General features: G+C 69.3%; 22 protein-coding genes. 10 read left to right on the forward strand and 12 right to left on the reverse strand.

Annotated elements, in window-relative coordinates:
* The first annotated feature begins 260 nt into the window (after positions 1 to 260).
* Together AB0I77_RS40480 and AB0I77_RS40485 are read left to right on the forward strand one after the other, a co-directional pair.
* Positions 261 to 962, forward strand: coding sequence for a LuxR C-terminal-related transcriptional regulator (locus AB0I77_RS40480; RefSeq protein WP_363287829.1), 702 nt, complete (start codon positions 261 to 263; stop codon positions 960 to 962).
* A gap of 131 nt (positions 963 to 1,093) precedes the next feature.
* The gene (locus AB0I77_RS40485) at positions 1,094 to 1,741 is read left to right on the forward strand and encodes a dihydrofolate reductase family protein (protein ID WP_363287830.1); all 648 of its coding nucleotides are present in this window, start codon (positions 1,094 to 1,096) and stop codon (positions 1,739 to 1,741) included.
* 64 nt (positions 1,742 to 1,805) lie between these two features.
* On the opposite strand, the gene AB0I77_RS40490 is transcribed toward AB0I77_RS40485, so the two are convergent.
* Together AB0I77_RS40490 and AB0I77_RS40495 are read right to left on the reverse strand one after the other, a co-directional pair.
* Complete coding sequence (locus AB0I77_RS40490; RefSeq protein WP_363287831.1) at positions 1,806 to 2,036, reverse strand: DUF397 domain-containing protein; 231 nt, start codon at positions 2,034 to 2,036, stop codon at positions 1,806 to 1,808.
* The gene (locus AB0I77_RS40495) at positions 2,033 to 2,905 is read right to left on the reverse strand and encodes a helix-turn-helix transcriptional regulator (RefSeq protein WP_363287832.1); all 873 of its coding nucleotides are present in this window, start codon (positions 2,903 to 2,905) and stop codon (positions 2,033 to 2,035) included. Before AB0I77_RS40495 ends, AB0I77_RS40490 begins: the two co-directional genes overlap by 4 nt.
* A gap of 204 nt (positions 2,906 to 3,109) precedes the next feature.
* On the opposite strand from AB0I77_RS40495, the gene AB0I77_RS40500 reads away from it, so the two are divergent.
* Both AB0I77_RS40500 and AB0I77_RS40505 read left to right on the forward strand, forming a co-directional pair.
* Entirely contained in the window at positions 3,110 to 3,448 is a 339-nt protein-coding gene (locus AB0I77_RS40500) for a hypothetical protein (protein ID WP_363287833.1), read from the forward strand.
* Between the two features lie 326 nt (positions 3,449 to 3,774).
* Positions 3,775 to 4,221 (forward strand): ATP-binding protein, encoded by a 447-nt coding sequence (locus AB0I77_RS40505; protein WP_363287834.1) that lies wholly within the window; start codon positions 3,775 to 3,777, stop codon positions 4,219 to 4,221.
* A 40-nt stretch (positions 4,222 to 4,261) separates the two neighbouring features.
* On the opposite strand, the gene AB0I77_RS40510 is transcribed toward AB0I77_RS40505, so the two are convergent.
* Both AB0I77_RS40510 and AB0I77_RS40515 read right to left on the reverse strand, forming a co-directional pair.
* On the reverse strand, positions 4,262 to 4,582 hold the full coding sequence (locus AB0I77_RS40510; protein WP_363287835.1) for a hypothetical protein: 321 nt from the start codon (positions 4,580 to 4,582) through the stop codon (positions 4,262 to 4,264).
* A 21-nt stretch (positions 4,583 to 4,603) separates the two neighbouring features.
* On the reverse strand, positions 4,604 to 6,292 hold the full coding sequence (locus AB0I77_RS40515; protein ID WP_363287836.1) for a sodium:solute symporter family protein: 1,689 nt from the start codon (positions 6,290 to 6,292) through the stop codon (positions 4,604 to 4,606).
* Between the two features lie 201 nt (positions 6,293 to 6,493).
* Here AB0I77_RS40515 and galT point away from each other — a divergent pair, with 201 nt between their 5' ends.
* From galT to galK, 3 genes are read left to right on the forward strand one after another with little or no spacing between them, the layout of a single operon-like run.
* Positions 6,494 to 7,555, forward strand: coding sequence for a galactose-1-phosphate uridylyltransferase (galT, locus tag AB0I77_RS40520; RefSeq protein WP_363287837.1), 1,062 nt, complete (start codon positions 6,494 to 6,496; stop codon positions 7,553 to 7,555).
* Positions 7,552 to 8,514: a UDP-glucose 4-epimerase GalE gene (gene galE, locus AB0I77_RS40525; RefSeq protein ID WP_363287838.1), complete on the forward strand. Its 963-nt coding sequence runs from the start codon at positions 7,552 to 7,554 to the stop codon at positions 8,512 to 8,514. The genes galT and galE overlap by 4 nt, the downstream gene beginning before the upstream one ends.
* 54 nt (positions 8,515 to 8,568) lie before the next feature.
* Positions 8,569 to 9,732, forward strand: a complete 1,164-nt coding sequence (galK, locus tag AB0I77_RS40530; protein ID WP_363287839.1) for a galactokinase — start codon at positions 8,569 to 8,571, stop codon at positions 9,730 to 9,732.
* A gap of 83 nt (positions 9,733 to 9,815) precedes the next feature.
* Here the strand turns inward: galK and AB0I77_RS40535 are convergent, their stop codons facing one another.
* From AB0I77_RS40535 to AB0I77_RS40550, 4 genes are all read right to left on the reverse strand, one after another.
* Complete coding sequence (locus AB0I77_RS40535) at positions 9,816 to 10,034, reverse strand: hypothetical protein (RefSeq protein ID WP_363287840.1); 219 nt, start codon at positions 10,032 to 10,034, stop codon at positions 9,816 to 9,818.
* Positions 10,031 to 10,276 carry a hypothetical protein gene (locus tag AB0I77_RS40540; protein WP_363287841.1) on the reverse strand — a complete coding sequence of 82 codons (246 nt, stop codon included), beginning with the start codon at positions 10,274 to 10,276 and terminating at the stop codon, positions 10,031 to 10,033. The genes AB0I77_RS40535 and AB0I77_RS40540 overlap by 4 nt, the downstream gene beginning before the upstream one ends.
* A gap of 72 nt (positions 10,277 to 10,348) precedes the next feature.
* The gene (locus AB0I77_RS40545; RefSeq protein ID WP_363287842.1) at positions 10,349 to 11,257 is read right to left on the reverse strand and encodes a UTP--glucose-1-phosphate uridylyltransferase; all 909 of its coding nucleotides are present in this window, start codon (positions 11,255 to 11,257) and stop codon (positions 10,349 to 10,351) included.
* Between the two features lie 87 nt (positions 11,258 to 11,344).
* The gene (locus AB0I77_RS40550; RefSeq protein WP_363287843.1) at positions 11,345 to 11,818 is read right to left on the reverse strand and encodes a GNAT family N-acetyltransferase; all 474 of its coding nucleotides are present in this window, start codon (positions 11,816 to 11,818) and stop codon (positions 11,345 to 11,347) included.
* A 260-nt stretch (positions 11,819 to 12,078) separates the two neighbouring features.
* Between AB0I77_RS40550 and AB0I77_RS40555 the strand changes: the two genes are divergently transcribed.
* Positions 12,079 to 12,846, forward strand: a complete 768-nt coding sequence (locus tag AB0I77_RS40555; protein ID WP_363287844.1) for a response regulator transcription factor — start codon at positions 12,079 to 12,081, stop codon at positions 12,844 to 12,846.
* On the opposite strand, the gene tamR is transcribed toward AB0I77_RS40555, so the two are convergent.
* On the reverse strand, positions 12,805 to 13,302 hold the full coding sequence (gene tamR / locus AB0I77_RS40560) for a MarR family transcriptional regulator TamR (RefSeq protein ID WP_363287845.1): 498 nt from the start codon (positions 13,300 to 13,302) through the stop codon (positions 12,805 to 12,807). The genes AB0I77_RS40555 and tamR overlap by 42 nt on opposite strands.
* 123 nt (positions 13,303 to 13,425) lie before the next feature.
* Between tamR and AB0I77_RS40565 the strand changes: the two genes are divergently transcribed.
* Complete coding sequence (locus AB0I77_RS40565; RefSeq protein ID WP_363287846.1) at positions 13,426 to 14,253, forward strand: trans-aconitate 2-methyltransferase; 828 nt, start codon at positions 13,426 to 13,428, stop codon at positions 14,251 to 14,253.
* Positions 14,254 to 14,316: 63 nt separating this feature from the next.
* On the opposite strand, the gene AB0I77_RS40570 is transcribed toward AB0I77_RS40565, so the two are convergent.
* Genes AB0I77_RS40570 through AB0I77_RS40580 form a run of 3 tightly spaced genes read right to left on the reverse strand, consistent with a single transcriptional unit; the run spans position 14,317 to position 16,288 of the window.
* Positions 14,317 to 14,565 carry a type II toxin-antitoxin system Phd/YefM family antitoxin gene (locus AB0I77_RS40570; protein ID WP_363287847.1) on the reverse strand — a complete coding sequence of 83 codons (249 nt, stop codon included), beginning with the start codon at positions 14,563 to 14,565 and terminating at the stop codon, positions 14,317 to 14,319.
* Positions 14,566 to 14,606: 41 nt separating this feature from the next.
* Entirely contained in the window at positions 14,607 to 15,281 is a 675-nt protein-coding gene (locus AB0I77_RS40575; RefSeq protein ID WP_363287848.1) for a TetR/AcrR family transcriptional regulator, read from the reverse strand.
* A complete protein-coding gene (locus AB0I77_RS40580; RefSeq protein ID WP_363287849.1) occupies positions 15,278 to 16,288 on the reverse strand; it encodes a fatty acid desaturase in 1,011 nt (336 codons plus the stop codon). The genes AB0I77_RS40575 and AB0I77_RS40580 overlap by 4 nt, the downstream gene beginning before the upstream one ends.
* A 289-nt stretch (positions 16,289 to 16,577) precedes the next feature.
* Between AB0I77_RS40580 and ppc the strand changes: the two genes are divergently transcribed.
* Positions 16,578 to 19,319 (forward strand): phosphoenolpyruvate carboxylase, encoded by a 2,742-nt coding sequence (gene ppc / locus AB0I77_RS40585; protein WP_363287850.1) that lies wholly within the window; start codon positions 16,578 to 16,580, stop codon positions 19,317 to 19,319.
* Positions 19,320 to 19,386 lie beyond the last annotated feature (67 nt).

A 19,386-nucleotide genomic window follows, 5' to 3' on the forward strand; every position in this document is an offset into this window, starting at 1 on the left:
CCGCCCCTGCTCAGGGGCGGGGCCGTGCGCGTACCGTGCATCCACCCTCGTATGCGGGGAAAGCCAGAAATTCCGTCGATCCGGGGCAGTTCTCGCCGGTAGGGGAAGCGCAACGTCGAACAAGCGTGTAGCTTCCGGGGGCATGAAGGGCGGGGGAGCCGGGAGGGGGCTCCTGTCCGCGGGGACCAGTGGGCCATCCATAGTGGGGGCAGCCACGGAGATCCATGGATGGGGATCCATTGGGGGGACTGGGGGGTTCGATGGGAGTTCGGCTCATGGTGGTCGACGACCACCGATTGCTCGCCGAGGCACTGGCCTCGGCGTTGAAGCTGCGCGGGCACCGGGTGCTCGCCGCGGCGGCGCCCGCCGCGGGCGCGGCGGAACTGGTGATCAGCCGGGCACCGGAGGTGTGCCTGCTGGGGACGGCGACACCGGCGGAGCCGGGAATGTTCGACCCGGTGGTGAAGATCAAGCGAGAGCGCCCGCAGGTGGCGGTCCTGGTGCTGGGCCCCGTACCGAGCCCGCGCGGCATCGCCGCGGCCTTCGCCGCGGGCGCGTCCGGTTATGTACGGCATGACGAGCGCATCGAGGGGGTCGAGCGAGCGATCATGAAGGCGAGGGCGGGGGAGGCGGCGGTGGCGCCGCAACTGCTGCAAGGCGCGTTCAGCGAACTCCTCAATCCGGCGGTCCAGCCGGACGACGAGGGCCAGCGCCTGCTCCAGATGCTCACCCCGCGAGAGGTGGAGGTCCTGGTCCGGGTGGCCGACGGCGAGGACACCCGCCTGATCGCGGCCGGCATGGGCATCGCGCCGTCCACGGCCCGCACCCATGTCCAACGGGTCCTGATGAAGCTGGGCGTGGGTTCGAGGCTGGAGGCGGCGGCGCTGGCGGCGCGGACGGGGTTGCTGGACCGGGCGGGGCCGGTATCGCATTCGGCGGGCGGGGAGACGCGGCCGGAGTGAGATCGCCGCATCGCGGTGGACGCCTACGGTGACCGGCCGATGGCTGACAGTAATGCGGGCGGCTACCTTCGCCTCATGAAACCGAGCTGATCCGACGAAGCTCGACCGACCGAGGGAAAGGAACACCAGCCATGTCACTCGCCCGCGTCCAACACGTCTCCATCTCGCTCGACGGTTTCGCCACCGGCGAGGGCCAGAGCCTCGACGCACCGTTCGGCCACGCCGGCGAGCGGCTGCACGACTGGATGCTGGCCACCCGGTGGGGCCGCCGGATGTTCGGCGGGACCGGCGGCACGGGCGGAGTCGACGACGCCTTCCTGCGGCTGTTCGCTCCCGGGATCGGCGCCGAGATCATGGGTGCCAGAAAGTTCGGCCACCCCGGATGGCACGAGGACCCGGAGTGGAAGGGGTGGTGGGGTCCCAACCCGCCGTTCCACACACCGGTCTTCGTCCTCACCCATCACCCGCGTCCGTCGATGGAGATGGAGGGCGGCACGACGTTCCACTTCCTCGACGCTTCCCCCGCCGAGGCGCTCGAGAAGGCCCGCGAGGCCGCGGGCGGCCAGGACGTACGCATCGGCGGCGGCCCCACCACGATCCGCGACTTCCTCGCCGCCGGGCTCGTCGACCACATGCACATCGTGGTGGTCCCGATCCTGCTCGGCCGAGGCGTCCGCCTCTGGGACGGACTGGAGTCCCTCGAGAAGGACTACCAGGTCGAGGCGACCTCCTCCCCCAGCGGAGTCACGCATGTGACGTTCACCCGTGCGGGTCTGTGAGCGGTTTCGTTCAGCGGCCGGGTTGACTTTCGTTCAACGGTAGGACCGGCATGTGTGTCGACCCTTACGACGGCGAGGTTCCGGGCCGGCCTTGTGCCACGCCCTCAACGAACGCGGTGAAGGCGCCGGTCGAGACGGTGAGCGTGCCTCCACGGGGGTTCTTGGAGTCCCGTACGGTCACTTCGGTTCGGAGGTCGGCGACTTCGACGCACTCGTTGCCTTCGCCGCCGCTGTGGCTGCTCTTGAACCACGCCACAGCCGTCGGCTCGGTCGGGGGAGTCGCTATGTCGGTCATGAGGACAGCTCCTGTCGCGCTCCGGCGATCAGCCGCGACGAGGCAGTGGTGTCGGCGGCCTGTGAACGAAGGTAGTCGAAGGTCAACTTGTAGTCACCCACGTCCTCCGCGTCATCGAGATACACACCGCGACGGCGCATTTCGATGTACACAACTGCCATGGAGTTGAGGGGCTCTCGTTCGTCGTCACGCCCGAGGATCACGAAGTGCCCGGCTCCCGCAGCGTGTGCCCCCGCGCTGAACGGGAGGATCTGAACGTCGATGTTGGGGCTCTTGGCCGCCTCGTCAAGGTGCTTGAGTTGCCGGATCATGGTTTCGGTGTCCCCGACTGTCCTGCGCAGCACTGCCTCGTCCAGGACCACCCACAGATGCAGTGCCGGGTCTTGGCGCAGGATGCTCTGGCGTTTCATCCGTGCTTCCACCATCAGCTCGATGTCCTCGTTCGAGCTGCGCACTTCACGCGCCTGATGGATGGCGAGGGCGTACTCCCTTGTCTGGAGCAGGCCGGGAATGACCGTGTTCGCGAAGACGTGCTCGTACGCCGCCGCGTGCTCGAAGGACACGAGCGGATCCAGCCATTCCGGTACCGCGCTGTCGCCGACCCACCAGCCATCGGCCTGTGACTTGGCGATGGCTACCAGGGCTTCGCGTTCCTGGGTTGTGGCTTCACAGGCGTCGGTCAGAGCCTTGACCGTGGCCCATCGGATGCGAGCGCGATCCTGCCATGCCTCGTACCGACTGACCGTTGTGGTGCTGACGCCCGCGCGTTCGGCGACTTGAGTCTGCGTCAGCCCGCATCGCTCGCGCAGCGAGATCAGGCCTCGTGCGATTTGCATCCGTCCGGCCGGGCCTGTCTGCGTGGCGGTCATGTGCCAGGTCCTTCCTGCCCCGGAGCGAACGCTCCGGCTTCCCTCAGCCAACGGCGCTGACCTTATGGGCTGTTGCGCTGTGCCGGACGTGAATTCGAAGCACGTCACCCACATCGGTGAACTCCCTTCACGGTCCCTCCTGTTGTGGGATTCCCATGGAAGGCTTCCCACGAGATGTCCGGCAGATCGCCAGGAGTTGAGAGCATGAGCAGATTCGTGGAGCGCATGGCCCGCTGGCTGCGGAGGGCCACCCTCGCCTCTGGGTGTCACCATGCAGGTCAGCCGCCTGCGGTGCGATGTCCCTCCGGCTCGTCGTACGAGCACTTCATGCCGCCCCCTCCCCGCATCGCTGCCACGGTCCAGGCTTGGTACGGGCCCATCGACGGCTCCGCCACCCCTCTCGTCCGCCCCTACCTCACGGCCCACGAGCGCGAGGAGAAGGCGCGGCTCCAGCGGCTGCGGCGCGATGCCCTGTGGCTCGCCACGTACGGCGTCGACCTCGATACACGTGACATCCACGCCTGTTTGGGGGCGGCGTCATGAGTGAGGAAGTCAATCGCGTACGACTCTTGCCATGGACCGGCGCTCACGGTCAGCCCTGTCTCCTCCTCACGGATGGTGACGGGGCCGCCTCCCGGCTCGCCGACCGGATCGAAAGCGTGCAGCTCGGGCTCGCTGACCGACTCCTCGGCCGGACGCGGGACGTGCTTGCGGCGAGAGGAACGGGCGAGGCTGAACTTCGAGCGCTGGCAGAACAGTTGGCCGACGCTCTCTCCGACGCGCTGCTCATCGCCAGATGGCGAGGCACGCGACTCGGGGGACGGCAATCGGCTCCTCCGGGCGGAACCAAGGCGGTGGCGCCGTCGCCCATGGAGGTCGGCCAAGACCTACTCGCCTTCACCCTGCTCACCCTCCCCGGCCACGACCTCGCCTCCGCACGAGCCGCGCGGCACCACGTCCGTGACATGGCCCGGTCGTGGAGCCTGCCCACGGGCGCGGCGGACGATCTGGAGTCCATCACCGCGGAGCTGGTCGCGAACGCCCTGGAACACAGCGACAGCCGCACCCTCACGGTCACTTGTGCCCTCACCGTCGGCAGGGTCGCCGTCAGCGTGACCGACGAGGGGGAGGCACGCGACGGTCGTACACCGATCGCACCAGGAGCACCCCGGACGCCGCCCCCGGAGCACGAACACGGCCGCGGACTGCTGATCACCGACTCACTCGCCGCCCGCTGGGGAAGCCGGCAGAGCGGCGAAGGCCTGACCGTCTGGGCCGAGGTCCTCGCCGGCGCCTCCAAAGACGCCGCGCGATGACCCCGTACGGGCGCTTCGAATCAAGCGGGGCGAGGGACCGTCACTCCACGGACTCCTCCCCCGCCACCACATCCGGCGGCGGCGGAGCCGTAGGGCTCAGCTTCAGCCAGGCCAGGAAGAACAGGCCCAGGAGCAGCATGCCCAGGCCGGTCCACAGGTTGATGTTGACGCCCTCGGCCTTGTCGATGTCCGCGTCCGACGCGGTGATGCCGGCGATCGTGACGATGACGCCGTACACCACGAACAGGCCGCCGATGATGCGGCGGATGTCGAAGAGGCGGGCGGCGGTCGTGGACTTGGTCTCCAGTTCGGAGACCTCCCGGTGGACGTCCTTCTCGGAAAAACCGGAGTGTTCAGACATGGTGCTTCCAATCCTTCCGCGTCAGAACGAGAACGGGATGTAGCAGGCGGCCGCGATGATCACCGCGCCCCAGCCCAGCAGGGCCGGCTTGCGGTACCAGGCGTCGTCGCCGGCGGCGGGCGGTTCCTCCATGCCGGGGGAGCGGGTGCCGTACACCAGGCCCTGGAGTTCCTCGGTCGGCTTGGGGGCCGTGAACAGGCTTACGGCGATCATGACCACCGCGCCCGCGACGAACCCCGCGATGGCGGAGACGAAGTTGGCGCCCTGGTCGGAGGGGATGTCGATGATGCCCTGCTTGTAGATCCAGAAGTAGTTCACCATCGCGGCCGTCGTGCCCGCGAGCAGCCCCCAGAAGCCGGACTTCATGGACGCGCGCTTCCAGAACATGCCGATGATGAAGACGACGAACATCGGGACGTTGAAGAAGGAGAACAGCGTCTGGAGGTAGCTCATGATGTTCGAGAAGGAGGAGGCGAGGAACGCCGTGCCGATCGAGGCCAGGACGCCGATCGCGGTGATCAGGCGGCCGAAGCGGACGTAGTAGCCGTCCTCGCGGTCCTTCTGGATGTACTTCTGCCAGATGTCCGTGGTGAACACCGTGTTGAACGACGAGATGTTGGCCGCCATGCCCGCCATGAACGCGGCCAGGAGGCCGGTCACCGCGATGCCCAGGACGCCGTTGGGGAGCAGGGACTCCATCAGGTACGGGATCGCGTCGTTGTACTGGAGGTCAGAGCCGGACGTGCCGATCTTCGGGACCAGGACCGCGGCGACCAGGCCCGGGATCATCACCAGGAAGACGATGAAGATCTTCGGGAACGCGGCGATCAGCGGGGTGCGCTTGCCGGCGGACATGTTCTTCGCGGACAGGGCGCGCTGCACCTCGGCGAAGTTCGTCGTCCAGTAGCCGAAGGAGAGGACGAAGCCGAGGCCCAGCACGATCGTCAGCCAGTTGGCGCCCAGCGGATTCGGGCTGCCGATGCCGGTGCCGCCCCAGGAGGTCATGAAGTCGGCGCCGTGCGTCTTGGTCAGGGAGTCGGACAGGCCGTCCCAGCCGCCGACCTTCTTCAGGCCCAGCACGGAGAGGGGGATCAGGGCCGCCAGGATCACGAAGAACTGGAGGACCTCGTTGTAGATGGCGGAGGAGAGGCCGCCGAGGGTGATGTAGGCGAGGACGAAGGCGCCCGCGACGACGATGGCCACCCACTCCGGCCAGCCCAGCAGCGCCTCGACGACGATCGCGAGGGCGTAGAGGTTGACGCCGGCGATCAGGATGGCGGCGAAGGCGAACAGGATCGAACTCAGCAGGTGGGCTGCCTTGTCGAACCGCAACAGCAGGAACTCGGGGACCGAGCGGACCTTGCTGCCGTAGTAGAACGGCATCATCACCAGGCCGAGGAAGACCATGGCCGGGATGGCGCCGATCCAGTACCAGTGGGTGGTGTAGACGCCGTACTGCGCGCTGTTCGCCGCCATGCCGAGGATCTCGGTGGCGCCCAGGTTGGCGGCGATGAAGGCGAGGCCGGTCACCCAGGCCGGCAGGGAGCGGCCGGAGAGGAAGAAGTCGAGGGAGGTCTTGACCGAGGCGCGGGCGGCGAATCCGATGCCCAGGACGACGACGAAGTAGATGCCGAGGATCGTGTAGTCGAGCCAGTTGGTGGGGAGCCGCAACTCGGCTGCCAGATATATGGAGTTTGTGGGGGTTTGCATAAGCACTCGCTTCGTTGCGCGAACTGATCCAACGCGGAACCTACGCCGCCGCGTTCAGTTGATGAACACTCCTGTTGACGCTTTTTGTTTGATTGTGACGTTGACGGCCGTGGTGACTTGTGTTTCGATGTGTTTAGTTCTGTTTGATGATCTGCTTGATGACCTGTTTGGTGATTCGGTGGCTCGAATGAGGAGTCCGGCGTGAAGAAGACCTCGACCCGACTGGCCGACGGTCGTGAGTTGATCTACTACGACCTGCGTGACGACACCGTGCGGGACGCGATCGACCGCCGCCCGCTGGAGCGCACCGTCACCACCTCCGAGGTCCGCCAGGACGTGCTGCTCGGCGACTGTGTCGCCATCGCCTCGCACCGCCAGGGCCGCACCTACCACCCGCCGGCCGACGAGTGCCCGCTGTGCCCCTCGCAGGGCGAGCGGCTGAGCGAGATCCCGGACTCGTCGTACGACGTCGCGGTCTTCGAGAACCGTTTCCCCTCGCTGGCCGGCGACTCCGGCCGCTGCGAGGTCGTCTGCTTCACGTCCGACCACAACGCCGCCTTCGCCGATCTGACTCAGGAGCAGGCAGGGCTGGTCCTGGAAGCGTGGACCGACCGTACGTCGGAGCTGTCGCATCTCCCCTCCGTGGAGCAGGTGTTCTGCTTCGAGAACCGTGGCGCGGAGATCGGTGTGACCCTGGGTCACCCGCATGGCCAGATCTACGCCTACCCGTTCACCACCCCGCGCACCGCGCTGATGCTGCGTTCTGTCGCAACTCATAAGGAAGCGACGGGCGGTGAGAATCTCTTCGACGCCGTACTGGAGCGTGAACTCGCCGGCGAGCGGGTCGTCCTGGAGGGTGAACACTGGGTCGCCTTCGTGCCGTACGCCGCGCACTGGCCGTACGAGGTGCACCTGTATCCCAAGCGCCGCGTCCCCGACCTGCTCGGTCTCGACGAGGGCGCGCGCACAGAGTTCCCCAAGGTCTATCTGGAACTCTTGCGGCGCTTCGACCGGCTCTTCGGCGAGGGTGAGCCTCCGACGCCGTACATCGCGGCCTGGCACCAGGCCCCGTTCGGCGCGCTGGAGGAGTTCGAGGGCGTGAGCCGCGACGACTTCGCGCTCCACCTCGAGCTTTTCACCATCCGCCGTACGTCCGGCAAGCTGAAGTTTCTCGCGGGCTCCGAGTCCGGCATGAACGTGTTCATCAACGACGTGCCGCCGGAGTTCGCGGCCGAGCGACTGCGAGAGGTAGCGAGTTCATGAGCGGTAAGTACCTGGTCACCGGTGGCGCCGGCTACGTCGGCAGCGTCGTCGCCCAGCATCTGCTGGAGGCGGGGCACGAGGTGGTCGTCCTCGACAACCTCTCCACCGGCTTCCGCGAGGGCGTCCCGGCCGGGGCCACCTTCGTCGAGGGCGACATCCGCGACGCAGCCAAGTGGCTGGACTCCTCCTTCGACGCCGTCCTGCACTTCGCCGCCTCCTCCCAGGTAGGCGAGTCGGTCGTCAAGCCCGAGAAGTACTGGGACAACAACGTCGGCGGCACGATGGCGCTGCTCGGCGCCATGCGCGAGGCGGGCGTGCGCAAGCTGGTCTTCTCCTCCACGGCGGCCACGTACGGCGAGCCGGAGCAGGTACCGATCGTCGAGTCCGCGCCGACCAGGCCCACGAACCCGTACGGCGCCACGAAGCTCGCCGTCGACCACATGATCACCGGCGAGGCGGCGGCCCACGGGCTGGGTGCCGTGTCGCTGCGGTACTTCAACGTGGCGGGCGCGTACGGCGCGCAGGGCGAGCGCCACGACCCCGAGTCGCACCTGATCCCGCTGGTGTTGCAGGTCGCGCAGGGCACCCGAGAGGCGATCTCCGTCTACGGCGACGACTACCCGACGCCGGACGGCACCTGTGTCCGCGACTACATCCACGTCGCGGACCTCGCCGAGGCGCACCTGCTGGCGCTGCGCGCCGCGGCGCGGGGCGAGCACCTGATCTGCAACCTCGGCAACGGCAACGGCTTCTCGGTCCGCGAGGTCATCGAGACCGTCCGCCGGGTGACCGGCCACCCGATCCCCGAGGTCGTGGCCCCCCGCCGGGGCGGCGACCCGGCGGTCCTGGTGGCCTCGGCCGCCACCGCCCGCGAGAAACTGGGCTGGAACCCGTCCCGCGCGGACCTCGCGGGGATCGTCGCGGACGCGTGGGACTTCGCGCAGCGGCGCGGCAAGTAGCCGTGCAGCTGTAGCTGTGTAGCTGTTACGTACGGAAAGGTCAGGGGTCAGGGCATGAGCGAGGCTGTCGCAGAGGCTGTCGCCGAACGGTTCGAGGAGCTGTACGGGACCGAGCCGGAAGGGGTGTGGGCGGCGCCCGGCCGGGTCAACCTCATCGGCGAACACACCGACTACAACGACGGCTTCGTCATGCCGTTCGCCCTGCCGCACATCACGGTCGCGGCGGTGGCACGCCGTGCGGACGGCGTACTGCGCCTGCACTCGGCGGACATCGACGGCGGTGTCGTGGAGCTGCGGCTGGACGACCTGACCCCGGAGTCGGACCGCGCGTGGACCGCGTACCCGGCGGGCGTGGTCTGGGCCCTGCGCGAGGCGGGCCATGCGGTCACCGGCGCGGACGTCCACCTGACGTCGACGGTGCCGACAGGCGCGGGCCTGTCCTCGTCGGCGGCGCTGGAGGTCGTCGTGGCCCTCGCCCTGAACGACCTCTTCGACCTGGGCCTCAAGCGCTGGCAGCTGGCCCGCCTGTGCCAGCGCGCCGAGAACGTGTACGTCGGCGCCCCCACCGGAATCATGGACCAGACCGCCTCCGCCTGCTGCGAGGCCGGCCACGCCCTGTTCCTCGACACCCGCGACCTCTCCCAGCAGCAGATCCCCTTCGACCTGGCCGCCGAGGGCATGCGCCTCCTGGTCGTCGACACCCGCGTCAAGCACGCCCACAGCGACGGCGAATACGGCAAGCGCCGCGCCGGCTGCGAGAAGGGTGCCGCGCTGCTGGGCGTGGACGCGCTGCGTGACGTGCCCTACGCCGAACTGGACGCGGCACTGGAGCGGCTGGGCGACGAGGAGGAGGTCCGCCGCCTGGTCCGCCACGTGGTCACGGAAGACGCACGGGTCGAACGAGTCGTGTCCCTGCTGGAGTCGGGCGACACCCGCGCCATCGGCCCGGTCCTGGTCGAGGGCCACGCCTCCCTCCGGGACGACTTCCGCATCTCCTGCCCGGAGTTGGACCTGGTCGTCGACACGGCGCTGAGTGTCGGCGCGCTGGGCGCCCGCATGACGGGCGGCGGCTTCGGCGGCTCGGCGATCGTCCTGGCGGAGGCCGCCGACGTCGACACGATCACCAAGGCGGTCCAGGAAGCCTTCGGCTCCGCCGGCTTCACCGCGCCTCGGGTGTTCGAGGCGGTGCCTTCGGCGGGGGCGCGGCGGGTGCAGTGACGCGAGCGACGGTGCGGGGTCAGGAGGTCAGGACTCCGCACCGCCGCCGGCGAAGCGCACGGGCGACACCAGAGCGATACGGATCAGGCCGGGCTCGGGCGGCGGGGCGTCGTAGACGTAGGTGACGGTGAGAGCCGGGCGCGTGTCGTGCCTTCGAGGCGCGTCGTATAGAGCACCGGGTGTTTCTCCAGCTCAGCGCGCAGCGCCTCGACCGCTTCGAGGGCTCCTCCGCCGATGGCCTGACGGCGGGCGCGGGCTTCTTGAGCGATCTCGGCGATGATCTGCTGCGGTGCGTCGCTCACAGGGCGGTCCTGCGGGCTTCCTGAATCTCACCGACGGCCGCAGCGACAGCGGTGTCGAAGTCCGGATCCTGGCGGGCGATGATCCTGCCGCGGAACTCCTCGACGAGGCGGACGATGCCGGTGAGGTCGGCGGGATCGGCATGGTTGATCTCACGGGCCAGCTCGGCCTCGAAGTCGTCGGCGTCCCCGGGGAAGCCGTAGCCCATGGTGAGGGCGGCGCGGAGTTCGCCGATGGTGTGCATAGGGGGGAGGCGGGACGGACCTGGGTCTGCTGGGTGCGTGGTCATGGCGTTTTACGGCTCCCTTTTGCGGCGTCAGCGGGGTCCCTCCGCCCCGTCCAGGTCCTCCGCCAGCCGGCGCAGGCGCGGGCCGTACTCCGGGTCGGCGAGGGCGGCGGCGAACTGGGCTGTGAGGTAGGCCAGGGGGTTGCCGGTGTCGTACCAGCGGCCCTGGATCACCTGACCGTAGACGGCGCGGCTGCTCGCGTAGGCGTTGATGGCGTCCGTCAGGTAGATCTCACCGGTCCGGTGCTCGTACCAGCGCTTGGTCTGCTCCCGCAGCTCGTCGATGATGCCGGGGGTGATGACGTATCCGCCGATGGCGGCGTAGGCCGAGGGCGCGTCCTGCGGCTGCGGTTTCTCCACCAGGCCGGTGATGCGCAGCAGGCCGTCGCCCAGGTCCTCCTTGACCACGGGTACGCCGTAGCGCTGGGAGTCGGCCGGGTCCATCGGCATCAGGGCGAGCACCGGGCAGCTGGTCGCCTCGTAGGCCCGGATCAGCTGCTGGGCGCGCGGAACGTCAGCGACGAAGACGTCGTCGGGCCACAGGACGAGCATCGGCTCGTCACCGAAGTTGCGGGCGGCGTTGAGCACGGGAGTTCCGTTGCCGTACGGGCCGTGCTGGTCGAGGTAGGTGATGTGCCCGAGGCGGGAGAGCTCACCGACCTCCTGCACCGCGTCGGCGTACACCGACTTCCCGTCGGCCCGCAGCTGGTCGACGAGCGCCGGGTTGGGCCGGAAGTGGTCCTGGATGAGCCCCTTGCCGCCCGAGACGACGATGGTGATGTCGGTGATGCCGGAGGACACCAGCTCCCGGACGGTGTGCTCGATGACGGGCTTGTCCCCGACGGGCAGCATCTCCTTGGGCGTCGCCTTCGTCAGCGGGAGAAGGCGGGACCCCAGACCGGCGGCGGGGATGACTGCCCTGCGGATCGTCGTGGCCATGAGTGCCCCTCCCTGTGTGACATGGGACGGGAGACGCTACCAACCGGGCGGGCATCCCCACAGCACGGGTTCACAGCACGGACCGGCTCACCTGGCACCGGGGCGGCCCAACCGCTTCGTCAGCGTGTACTCCGTGACCCCCGGCGGATAGTCGTCGATCACGCACACCACCTCGTAGCCCCGCCGCTGGTAGAACCGCGGCGCCTGGAAGTCCCAGGTCTCCACCCGGGCCCGCCGGCACCCGCGCTTCCCGTACGCCGCCCGCTCCGCCTCCGCGAGCAGCCGGGAGCCGATGCCCGCACCCCGGTGCCGTTCGTCGACCCACAGGTGCGTCACGTGCAGCCAGGTCGCCCAGGTGTGGCCGACGAAGCCGCCGGCCAGGGTGTCCGTGCCGTCGTCCAGTACCCAGACATGGAGGGGGACTTCGCGTTCACCGGGAGTGCCGCGCAGGGCGCGCAGGACGGGAGAGGCCGCCGTGTCCGTCTCCCGCAGTCGAATCCGGAGAAGATCGCGCCGCTCCTTGTCGACTCCTGTCTCGATACGAAACATGCGGCTCACCATAAACGCGTCGGACAGCCAGTTCTGCAAATTACCTTCCGCTCCAGCCCCCCACCCGTACTCTGATGAACAGCACCGGTGGGGGCCGGTGCTGATCAGGGGGCGAGACAGTCGGGTACGACGCCCGAAGTGGGGGTAGCGGTCTCAGCACGGCGGCGGCCGTGCGGTGTGACAACCCCAGGCGTCGTACCCGCACTCCGTCGTCGTTCTCCGAACCTTTGGGGTATCCCCTGCTCTTTCCGGAGCCTGGGGAAGGGGGTTTCGTGGTCCGCATTCGAGTGCTGGTCGTCGACGACCATCGCATCTTCGCCGAGTCGCTCGCCGCGGCCCTGGCGGCCGAGCCCGACGTGGACGTGTCCGCGGCGGGCAGCGGCCCGGCCGCGCTGCGCAGTCTGGAGCGGGCGGCAGCCGAGGGGCGCCGCTTCGACGTGCTGTTGGTCGACTCCGACCTGGGCGGCAATGTGCCCGGTGTCCGGCCCGCCGTACCCGTCCAGGCGGGCAATGAGGACGGGCTCGTCGACGGGATTTCGCTGGTCGCCGGGGTGCGTTCCGCGCAGCCGGGCGTACGGATCGTCGTGCTCGCCGAGAAGGACGATCCGCGGCGGGCCGCGCTCGCCCTCCAGGCCGGCGCCTCCGGATGGGTGGCCAAGGACTGCTCGCTGTCCCGGCTGCTCACGGTCATCCGGGGCGTGCTGCGCGAGGAGACCCATCTGCCGCCCGCCCTGCTCACGGGCGTCCTGCGGGAGCTGACCGCGGCGCGCAAGCATCGCACCGAGAGCGAGCGGCTCGTGGAGTCGCTGACCCCGCGCGAGCGGGAAGTGCTGCGGTGCATGGTCGCCGGGCTGGGCCGCAAGGCCGTCGCCGAACGGTTGTTCCTCTCCCCGCACACCGTCCGCACCCACATGCAGAACGTGCTCGGCAAGCTCGGCGTGCACAGCACCCTGGCCGCCGTCGCGCTCGCGCGGAGAGCGGGTGTGGGGCCGGTCGACCTAGCCGGGGATGTTGTCGAACGGGGCGGTCAACTGGCGTAGCAGGCCCGCCAGTTCGCTTCGCTGGGCGCGGGACAGCTCCGCGAGGATCGCGCGCTCCTGGTCGAGCAGACCGGCCAGGGCCTGGTCCGCGCGGTCCTGGCCCTCCACCGTGAGGCGCACCAGCACACCGCGCCGGTCGCTCGGGTCGGGCAGCCGCTCCACCAGGCCCTTCTTCGCCAGCCGGTCGATGCGGTTCGTCATCGTGCCCGAGGTGACCAGGGTCTGCGTCAGCAGCTGCCCCGGCGAGAGCTGATACGGCGTTCCCGCGCGCCTGAGCGCGGTCAGGACGTCGAACTCCCAGGGCTCCAGACCGTGCTCGGCGAAGGCCAGACGGCGCGCGCGGTCCAGGTGCCGGGCCAGTCTGCTGACCCGGCTGAGTACCTCCAGCGGCTCCACGTCGAGGTCCGGGCGCTCCCGGCGCCACGCTGCGACCAGCCGATCGACCTCGTCCTCCATGACGATCAGTGTAGTGGTTGTGTCGATGTGAAGTCTCTTGATGTCAAGTCTCTTGACCACGAGATAAATCGCCGAGAAGCTGAGACTGTTCGCCCACGCCCACGGCCACAACCAGGAGGCCCCATGCCCAGCCCCACCTGGGACCCCGCCCAGTACCTACGTCACGCCGGCCACCGCGCCCGCCCCTTCACCGACCTCCTCGCCCGCGTCCCCGACCTGCCGACACAGCCACCCGCCGGGCCACCCCGCATCGTCGACCTCGGCTGCGGACCCGGCAACGCCACCACGCTGCTCGCCGCACGCTGGCCCGCCGCGCACATCACCGGGTACGACAACTCGCCCGAGATGCTCGACAAGGCACACGTCGAGCACGAGGGCCCCACCCCGGGCGGCGGCCGCCTCGACTTCGCCCACGCCGACGTGCGGACCTGGGCGCCCTCCCAGCCGTACGACCTGATCGTCAGCAATGCCACCCTGCAATGGGTCCCCGGGCATGTGGAGCGGTTCGCGGACTGGGTGGCGGGCCTGGTGCCCGGTGGCACGTTTGCCTTCCAGGTGCCCGGGAACTTCGATTCCCCGAGCCATGTCCTGATGCGCGAACTCGCCCACTCCGCCCGCTGGAAGGGCCGCCTCGCCGACACCCTCCGCCACGACGACGCCGTCCTCGCACCCCAGGCCTACCTGGAGAAGCTGACCGGCCTCGGCTGCGCGGCGGACGTGTGGGAGACGACGTACGTCCATCTGCTGGAGGGCGAGGATCCGGTGCTGGACTGGGTGAAGGGGACCGGGCTGCGGCCCGTCCTCACCGCGCTCGACGACGAGCCCGAGGCCCGTCAGGAGTTCGTCGCCGAGTACCGGGCCGCCCTGCGCGAGGCCTATCCGGCCGGCAGGCACGGCACGCCGTTCCCGTTCCGCCGTATCTTCGCGGTCGCGAGGAAAGAGGAGGCGTGATGATCTCCGCCGTGGATCATGTACAGCTCGCCGCACCGCCGGGCTCCGAGGAACGGCTGCCTGTCACCGACGCAACCCCAGTCTGCGCCTGACCTCCTCGTGCGGGATGCCCTCCCCGAGCGTGCCCTCGGCCTTGCGCCGTTGGTAGTCGGCGACAGCCAGGGAGTCTTCCAAGTTCTCGAGGACCTGGGGCGAGACCAAGAGCGCGGTCACGTTGCCATCGGTGAGGGCAATGGTCTCCCCGCCGTGGGCCACGCGGCGCACCAGGTCGTCGAGCTGGGAGCGAGCCTCGCTGATCGACATCTTCGTCACGTCGCCCACGGTCCCACAGAGCTGCCCCGCGCCCCGGCGATTCAGTGCTTCCGCCGCCCTATCAAGTGCGGCTTCGCCTCCAGCCCGTCCAGCCCGTGCCACGCCAGGTTCACCAGATGCGCCGCCACCTCCGCCTTCTTCGGGCGGCGGACGTCCAGCCACCACTGGCCGGTCAGCGCGACCATGCCCACCAGGGCCTGGGCGTAGAGGGGGGCCAGTTTGGGGTCGAAGCCGCGGCTCTTGAACTCGCGGCCCAGGATGTCCTCCACCTGGGTGGCGATGTCGGAGATCAAGGACGCGAAGGAGCCGGTCGACTGAGGAATGGGGGAGTCACGCACCAGGATGCGGAAACCGTCCGTGTACTCCTCGATGTAGTCCAGCAACGCGAAAGCCGCCTGCTCGCACAACTCACGCGGATGCCCGGCCGTCAGCGAACTCGTCACCATCTCCAGCAGACGCCGCATCTCGCGGTCCACCACCACCGCGTACAGCCCCTCCTTGCCGCCGAAGTGCTCGTACACCACCGGCTTGGACACCCCGGCCTTCGCCGCGATCTCCTCCACCGACGTGCCCTCGAAGCCCTTCGCCGCGAAGAGGGTGCGACCGATCTCCAGCAGTTGAGCCCGGCGCTCGGCACCGGTCATCCGGGTGCGACGGGGGCGCCGCGGCTTTTCATTGCTGGAGTTGCTGGAGTCGGTCGCCACGGCGTCAATCATGCCGCCTCGGCCGTCTCCCTCTGGCGCCGGGAGCGGTCCTGGTCGGTGTTACGGCGGGAATCGATACGCGAGCGTGACGGCCAGCGCACGTCATACGCCCAGCCGAGCAGCTCAAACCAGCGGATGATACGCGCCGAGGAGTCCAACTGGCCCCGCTCCACCCCGTGCCGCGCCGACGTCGGGTCGGCGTGGTGCAGGTTGTGCCAGGACTCGCCGCACGACAGGACGGCCAGCCACCACACGTTGCCCGAGCGGTCCCGCGACTTGAACGGGCGCTTGCCCACCGCGTGGCAGATCGAGTTGATCGACCACGTGACATGGTGCAGCAGGGCCACCCGCACCAGCGAGCCCCAGAAGAAACCGGTGAACGCGCCCCACCAGGACATCGTCACCAGACCGCCGATCACCGCGGGCAGCGCCAGCGAGACGAGCGTCCACATGATGAACTGACGGGAGATCGTCCGGATCGCCTTGTCCTTGATCAGGTCCGGCGCGTACTTGTCCTGCGGCGTCTGCTCCTCGTCGAACATCCAGCCGATGTGCGCCCACCACAGGCCCTTCATCAGCGCCGGCACCGTCTCCCCGAAACGCCATGGAGAGTGCGGGTCGCCCTCCGCGTCGGAGAACTTGTGGTGCTTGCGGTGATCGGCCACCCAGCGGACCAGCGGGCCCTCGACCGCCAGCGAGCCCATGATCGCCAGCGCGATCCTGAGGGGCCGCTTCGCCTTGAAGGAACCGTGGGTGAAGTAGCGGTGGAAACCGATGGTGATGCCGTGGCAGCCCAGGTAGTAGAAGAAGACCAGCAGGCCGAGATCCAGCCAGCTCACCCCCCAGCCCCACGCCAGCGGCACCGCCGCGAGCAGCGCGAGGAAGGGGACGGTGATGAAGAGCAGCAGCGTGATCTGCTCGAGCGAACGCTTCTGCTCGCCACCGAGGGTGGCGGAGGGCATGGGGGTGTCGTCGGTCGCCTTCGAAGGGTCTTCGATCACTTCGGAGCTAGAGGTCATGCGCGTCCCCTGTGGGATCTTGAATGGAGGCAGATGCCGGGCGTCGGTAACCGTGCACTGCACCCTACGGTTCCGTAACCTACGGCATCGTAAGTATGGCAGCGCGTCGCCCGGCGGCAAGAGCCCGAAAGCCTGGGCGTCCGCATGGACACCTATCCTGGAGTCGGTCGGACAGCGCGGTCCGTTCTGAAATCTTCCCGGATGTCCGGCCCGCTATGCGGCAGCCGCCGCGAGACCGCTCTCCGGGTTCCCTCCCAGACGAGCTTCAACACTGCAAGGAGCCGCACCTGTGAGCAGTGCCGACGACCTGACCACGAGCACCACGACGACCAGTAGTGAGCTGCGCGCCGACATCAGGCGACTGGGTGACCTCCTCGGCGAGACCCTCGTCCGGCAGGAGGGCCCCGAGCTGCTGGAGCTCGTCGAAAAGGTCCGCCGCCTCACCCGCGAGGACGGTGAGGCCGCCGCCGAGCTGCTGCGCGGCACCGAACTCCAGACCGCGGCCAAGCTGGTCCGCGCCTTCTCGACGTACTTCCACCTGGCCAACGTCACCGAGCAGGTCCACCGCGGCCGCGAACTGCGCGCCCGGCGGGCCGCCGAGGGCGGTCTCCTCGCCCGAACGGCCGACCGCCTCAAGGACGCCGACCCCGAGCACCTGCGCCAGTCGGTCGCCCACCTCAATGTTCGCCCGGTGTTCACGGCGCACCCCACCGAGGCCGCGCGCCGGTCGGTCCTCAACAAGCTCCGGCGCATCGCCGCGCTCCTGGAGACCCCGGTCATCGAGTCCGACCGCCGCCGCTACGACACCCGACTGGCCGAGAACATCGACCTCGTCTGGCAGACCGACGAACTGCGCGTCGTACGCCCGGAGCCCGCCGACGAGGCCCGCAACGCGATCTACTACCTGGACGAACTGCACGCCGGCGCGGTGGGCGACGTCCTCGAAGACCTCACGGCGGAACTGGAGCGCGTCGGCGTCAAGCTCCCCGACCACACCCGGCCCCTCACCTTCGGCACCTGGATCGGCGGCGACCGCGACGGCAACCCGAACGTCACCCCCCAGGTGACCTGGGACGTCCTCATCCTCCAGCACGAGCATGGCATCAACGACGCCCTGGAGACCATCGACGAACTCCGCGGCTTTCTGTCGAACTCCATCCGCTACACGGGCGCCACGGAGGAACTCCTGGAGTCCCTCCAGACCGACCTGGAGCGGCTGCCCGAGATCAGCCCCCGCTACAAGCGCCTCAACGCCGAGGAGCCCTACCGCCTCAAGGCCACCTGCATCCGGCAGAAGCTGGAGAACACCAAGCAGCGCCTCGCCAAGGGCACCCCGCACGAGGACGGCCGCGACTACCTCGGCACCGCCGAACTGCTGCACGACCTCAAGCTGATCCAGACCTCCCTCAGGGAACACCGCGGCGGCCTCTTCGCCGACGGCCGCATGGACCGTACGATCCGCACGCTCGCAGCCTTCGGCCTCCAGCTCGCCACCATGGACGTACGCGAACACGCGGACGCCCACCACCACGCCCTCGGCCAGCTCTTCGACCGGCTCGGCGAGGAGTCCTGGCGGTACTCCGACATGCCCCGCGAGTACCGTGGCAAGCTGCTCGCCAAGGAGCTCAGGTCCCGGCGCCCCCTCGCCCCCACCCCGGCCCCCGTGGACGCGGCCGGCGAGAAGACCTTCGGCGTCTTCCAGACCGTCAAGCGAGCCCTGGAGGTCTTCGGACCCGAGGTCATAGAGTCGTACATCATCTCGATGTGCCAGGGCGCGGACGACGTGTTCGCCGCCGCCGTCCTCGCCCGCGAGGCCGGCCTCGTCGACCTGCACGCCGGCTGGGCCAAGATCGGCATCGTGCCGCTGCTGGAGACGACGGACGAGCTCAAGGCCGCCGACACCATCCTCGAGGACATGCTCTCCGACCCGTCCTACCGGCGCCTCGTCGCGCTGCGGGGCGATGTCCAGGAGGTCATGCTCGGCTACTCCGACTCGTCGAAGTTCGGTGGCATCACCACGAGCCAGTGGGAGATCCACCGCGCCCAGCGGCGGCTGCGTGACGTGGCCCACCGCTACGGCGTACGCCTGCGCCTCTTCCACGGCCGCGGCGGCACCGTCGGCCGCGGCGGCGGCCCCTCGCACGACGCGATCCTCGCCCAGCCCTGGGGCACCCTGGAGGGCGAGATCAAGGTGACCGAGCAGGGCGAGGTCATCTCCGACAAGTACCTCGTGCCCTCGCTGGCCCGCGAGAACCTGGAACTGACCGTCGCGGCCACCCTCCAGGCCTCCGCCCTGCACACGGCTCCCCGCCAGTCGGTCGAGGCGCTCGCCCGCTGGGACGCGGCGATGGACGTCGTCTCCGACGCGGCCCACTCCGCCTACCGCAGGCTCGTCGAGGACCCCGACCTGCCCGCGTACTTCTTCGCCGCCACCCCGGTGGACCAGCTCGCGGACCTGCACCTCGGCTCCCGGCCCTCCCGCCGCCCCGACTCCGGCGCGGGGCTCGACGGGCTGCGGGCCATCCCGTGGGTCTTCGGCTGGACCCAGTCACGGCAGATCGTGCCCGGCTGGTTCGGCGTGGGCTCGGGGCTGAAGGCGCTGCGCGAGGCCGGCCTCGACACCGTGCTCGACGAGATGCACGAACACTGGCACTTCTTCCAGAACTTCGTCTCCAACGTCGAGATGACCCTGGCCAAGACCGACCTGCGGATCGCCCAGCACTACGTCGACACCCTCGTCCCCGACGAGCTGAAGCACGTCTTCGACACGATCAGGACCGAGCACGAACTGACCGTCCGCGAGGTGCTCCGGGTGACCGGCGAGCAGGAACTGCTGGCCGCCACACCCGTCCTCAAGCAGACCTTCACCATCCGCGACGCCTACCTGGACCCGATCTCCTACCTCCAGGTGACCCTCCTCAAGCGCCAGCGCGACGCGGCAGCCGCGGGCGAGCAGCCCGACCCGCTCCTGTCCCGGGCCCTGCTGCTCACGGTCAACGGCGTGGCGGCGGGCCTGCGCAACACCGGCTGACGGTCTCTTCGGAAAGGGCGGTGCCCCCCGCGCCGCGGGACACAGGGGGGCCCCCCCCGAGCCCTCT

The sequence above is a fragment of the Streptomyces sp. NPDC050619 genome, from assembly GCF_040654815.1.
Lineage (GTDB): Bacteria > Actinomycetota > Actinomycetes > Streptomycetales > Streptomycetaceae > Streptomyces.

Excerpts from the sequence above, each read along its gene's own strand:
- AB0I77_RS40495 (WP_363287832.1), bottom strand. The coding sequence starts at position 2,905 with ATGACCGCCACGCAGACAGGCCCGGCCGGACGGATGCAAATCGCACGA.
- AB0I77_RS40550 (WP_363287843.1), bottom strand. The coding sequence starts at position 11,818 with ATGGTGAGCCGCATGTTTCGTATCGAGACAGGAGTCGACAAGGAGCGG.
- AB0I77_RS40485 (WP_363287830.1), top strand. The coding sequence starts at position 1,094 with ATGTCACTCGCCCGCGTCCAACACGTCTCCATCTCGCTCGACGGTTTC.
- galK (WP_363287839.1), top strand. The coding sequence starts at position 8,569 with ATGAGCGAGGCTGTCGCAGAGGCTGTCGCCGAACGGTTCGAGGAGCTG.
- AB0I77_RS40490 (WP_363287831.1), bottom strand. The coding sequence starts at position 2,036 with ATGACCGACATAGCGACTCCCCCGACCGAGCCGACGGCTGTGGCGTGG.
- AB0I77_RS40545 (WP_363287842.1), bottom strand. The coding sequence starts at position 11,257 with ATGGCCACGACGATCCGCAGGGCAGTCATCCCCGCCGCCGGTCTGGGG.
- AB0I77_RS40540 (WP_363287841.1), bottom strand. The coding sequence starts at position 10,276 with ATGCACACCATCGGCGAACTCCGCGCCGCCCTCACCATGGGCTACGGC.
- AB0I77_RS40505 (WP_363287834.1), top strand. The coding sequence starts at position 3,775 with ATGGAGGTCGGCCAAGACCTACTCGCCTTCACCCTGCTCACCCTCCCC.
- AB0I77_RS40580 (WP_363287849.1), bottom strand. The coding sequence starts at position 16,288 with ATGACCTCTAGCTCCGAAGTGATCGAAGACCCTTCGAAGGCGACCGAC.
- AB0I77_RS40515 (WP_363287836.1), bottom strand. The coding sequence starts at position 6,292 with ATGCAAACCCCCACAAACTCCATATATCTGGCAGCCGAGTTGCGGCTC.
- AB0I77_RS40565 (WP_363287846.1), top strand. The coding sequence starts at position 13,426 with ATGCCCAGCCCCACCTGGGACCCCGCCCAGTACCTACGTCACGCCGGC.
- AB0I77_RS40510 (WP_363287835.1), bottom strand. The coding sequence starts at position 4,582 with ATGTCTGAACACTCCGGTTTTTCCGAGAAGGACGTCCACCGGGAGGTC.
- tamR (WP_363287845.1), bottom strand. The coding sequence starts at position 13,302 with ATGGAGGACGAGGTCGATCGGCTGGTCGCAGCGTGGCGCCGGGAGCGC.
- galE (WP_363287838.1), top strand. The coding sequence starts at position 7,552 with ATGAGCGGTAAGTACCTGGTCACCGGTGGCGCCGGCTACGTCGGCAGC.
- AB0I77_RS40500 (WP_363287833.1), top strand. The coding sequence starts at position 3,110 with ATGAGCAGATTCGTGGAGCGCATGGCCCGCTGGCTGCGGAGGGCCACC.
- AB0I77_RS40480 (WP_363287829.1), top strand. The coding sequence starts at position 261 with ATGGGAGTTCGGCTCATGGTGGTCGACGACCACCGATTGCTCGCCGAG.
- AB0I77_RS40575 (WP_363287848.1), bottom strand. The coding sequence starts at position 15,281 with ATGATTGACGCCGTGGCGACCGACTCCAGCAACTCCAGCAATGAAAAG.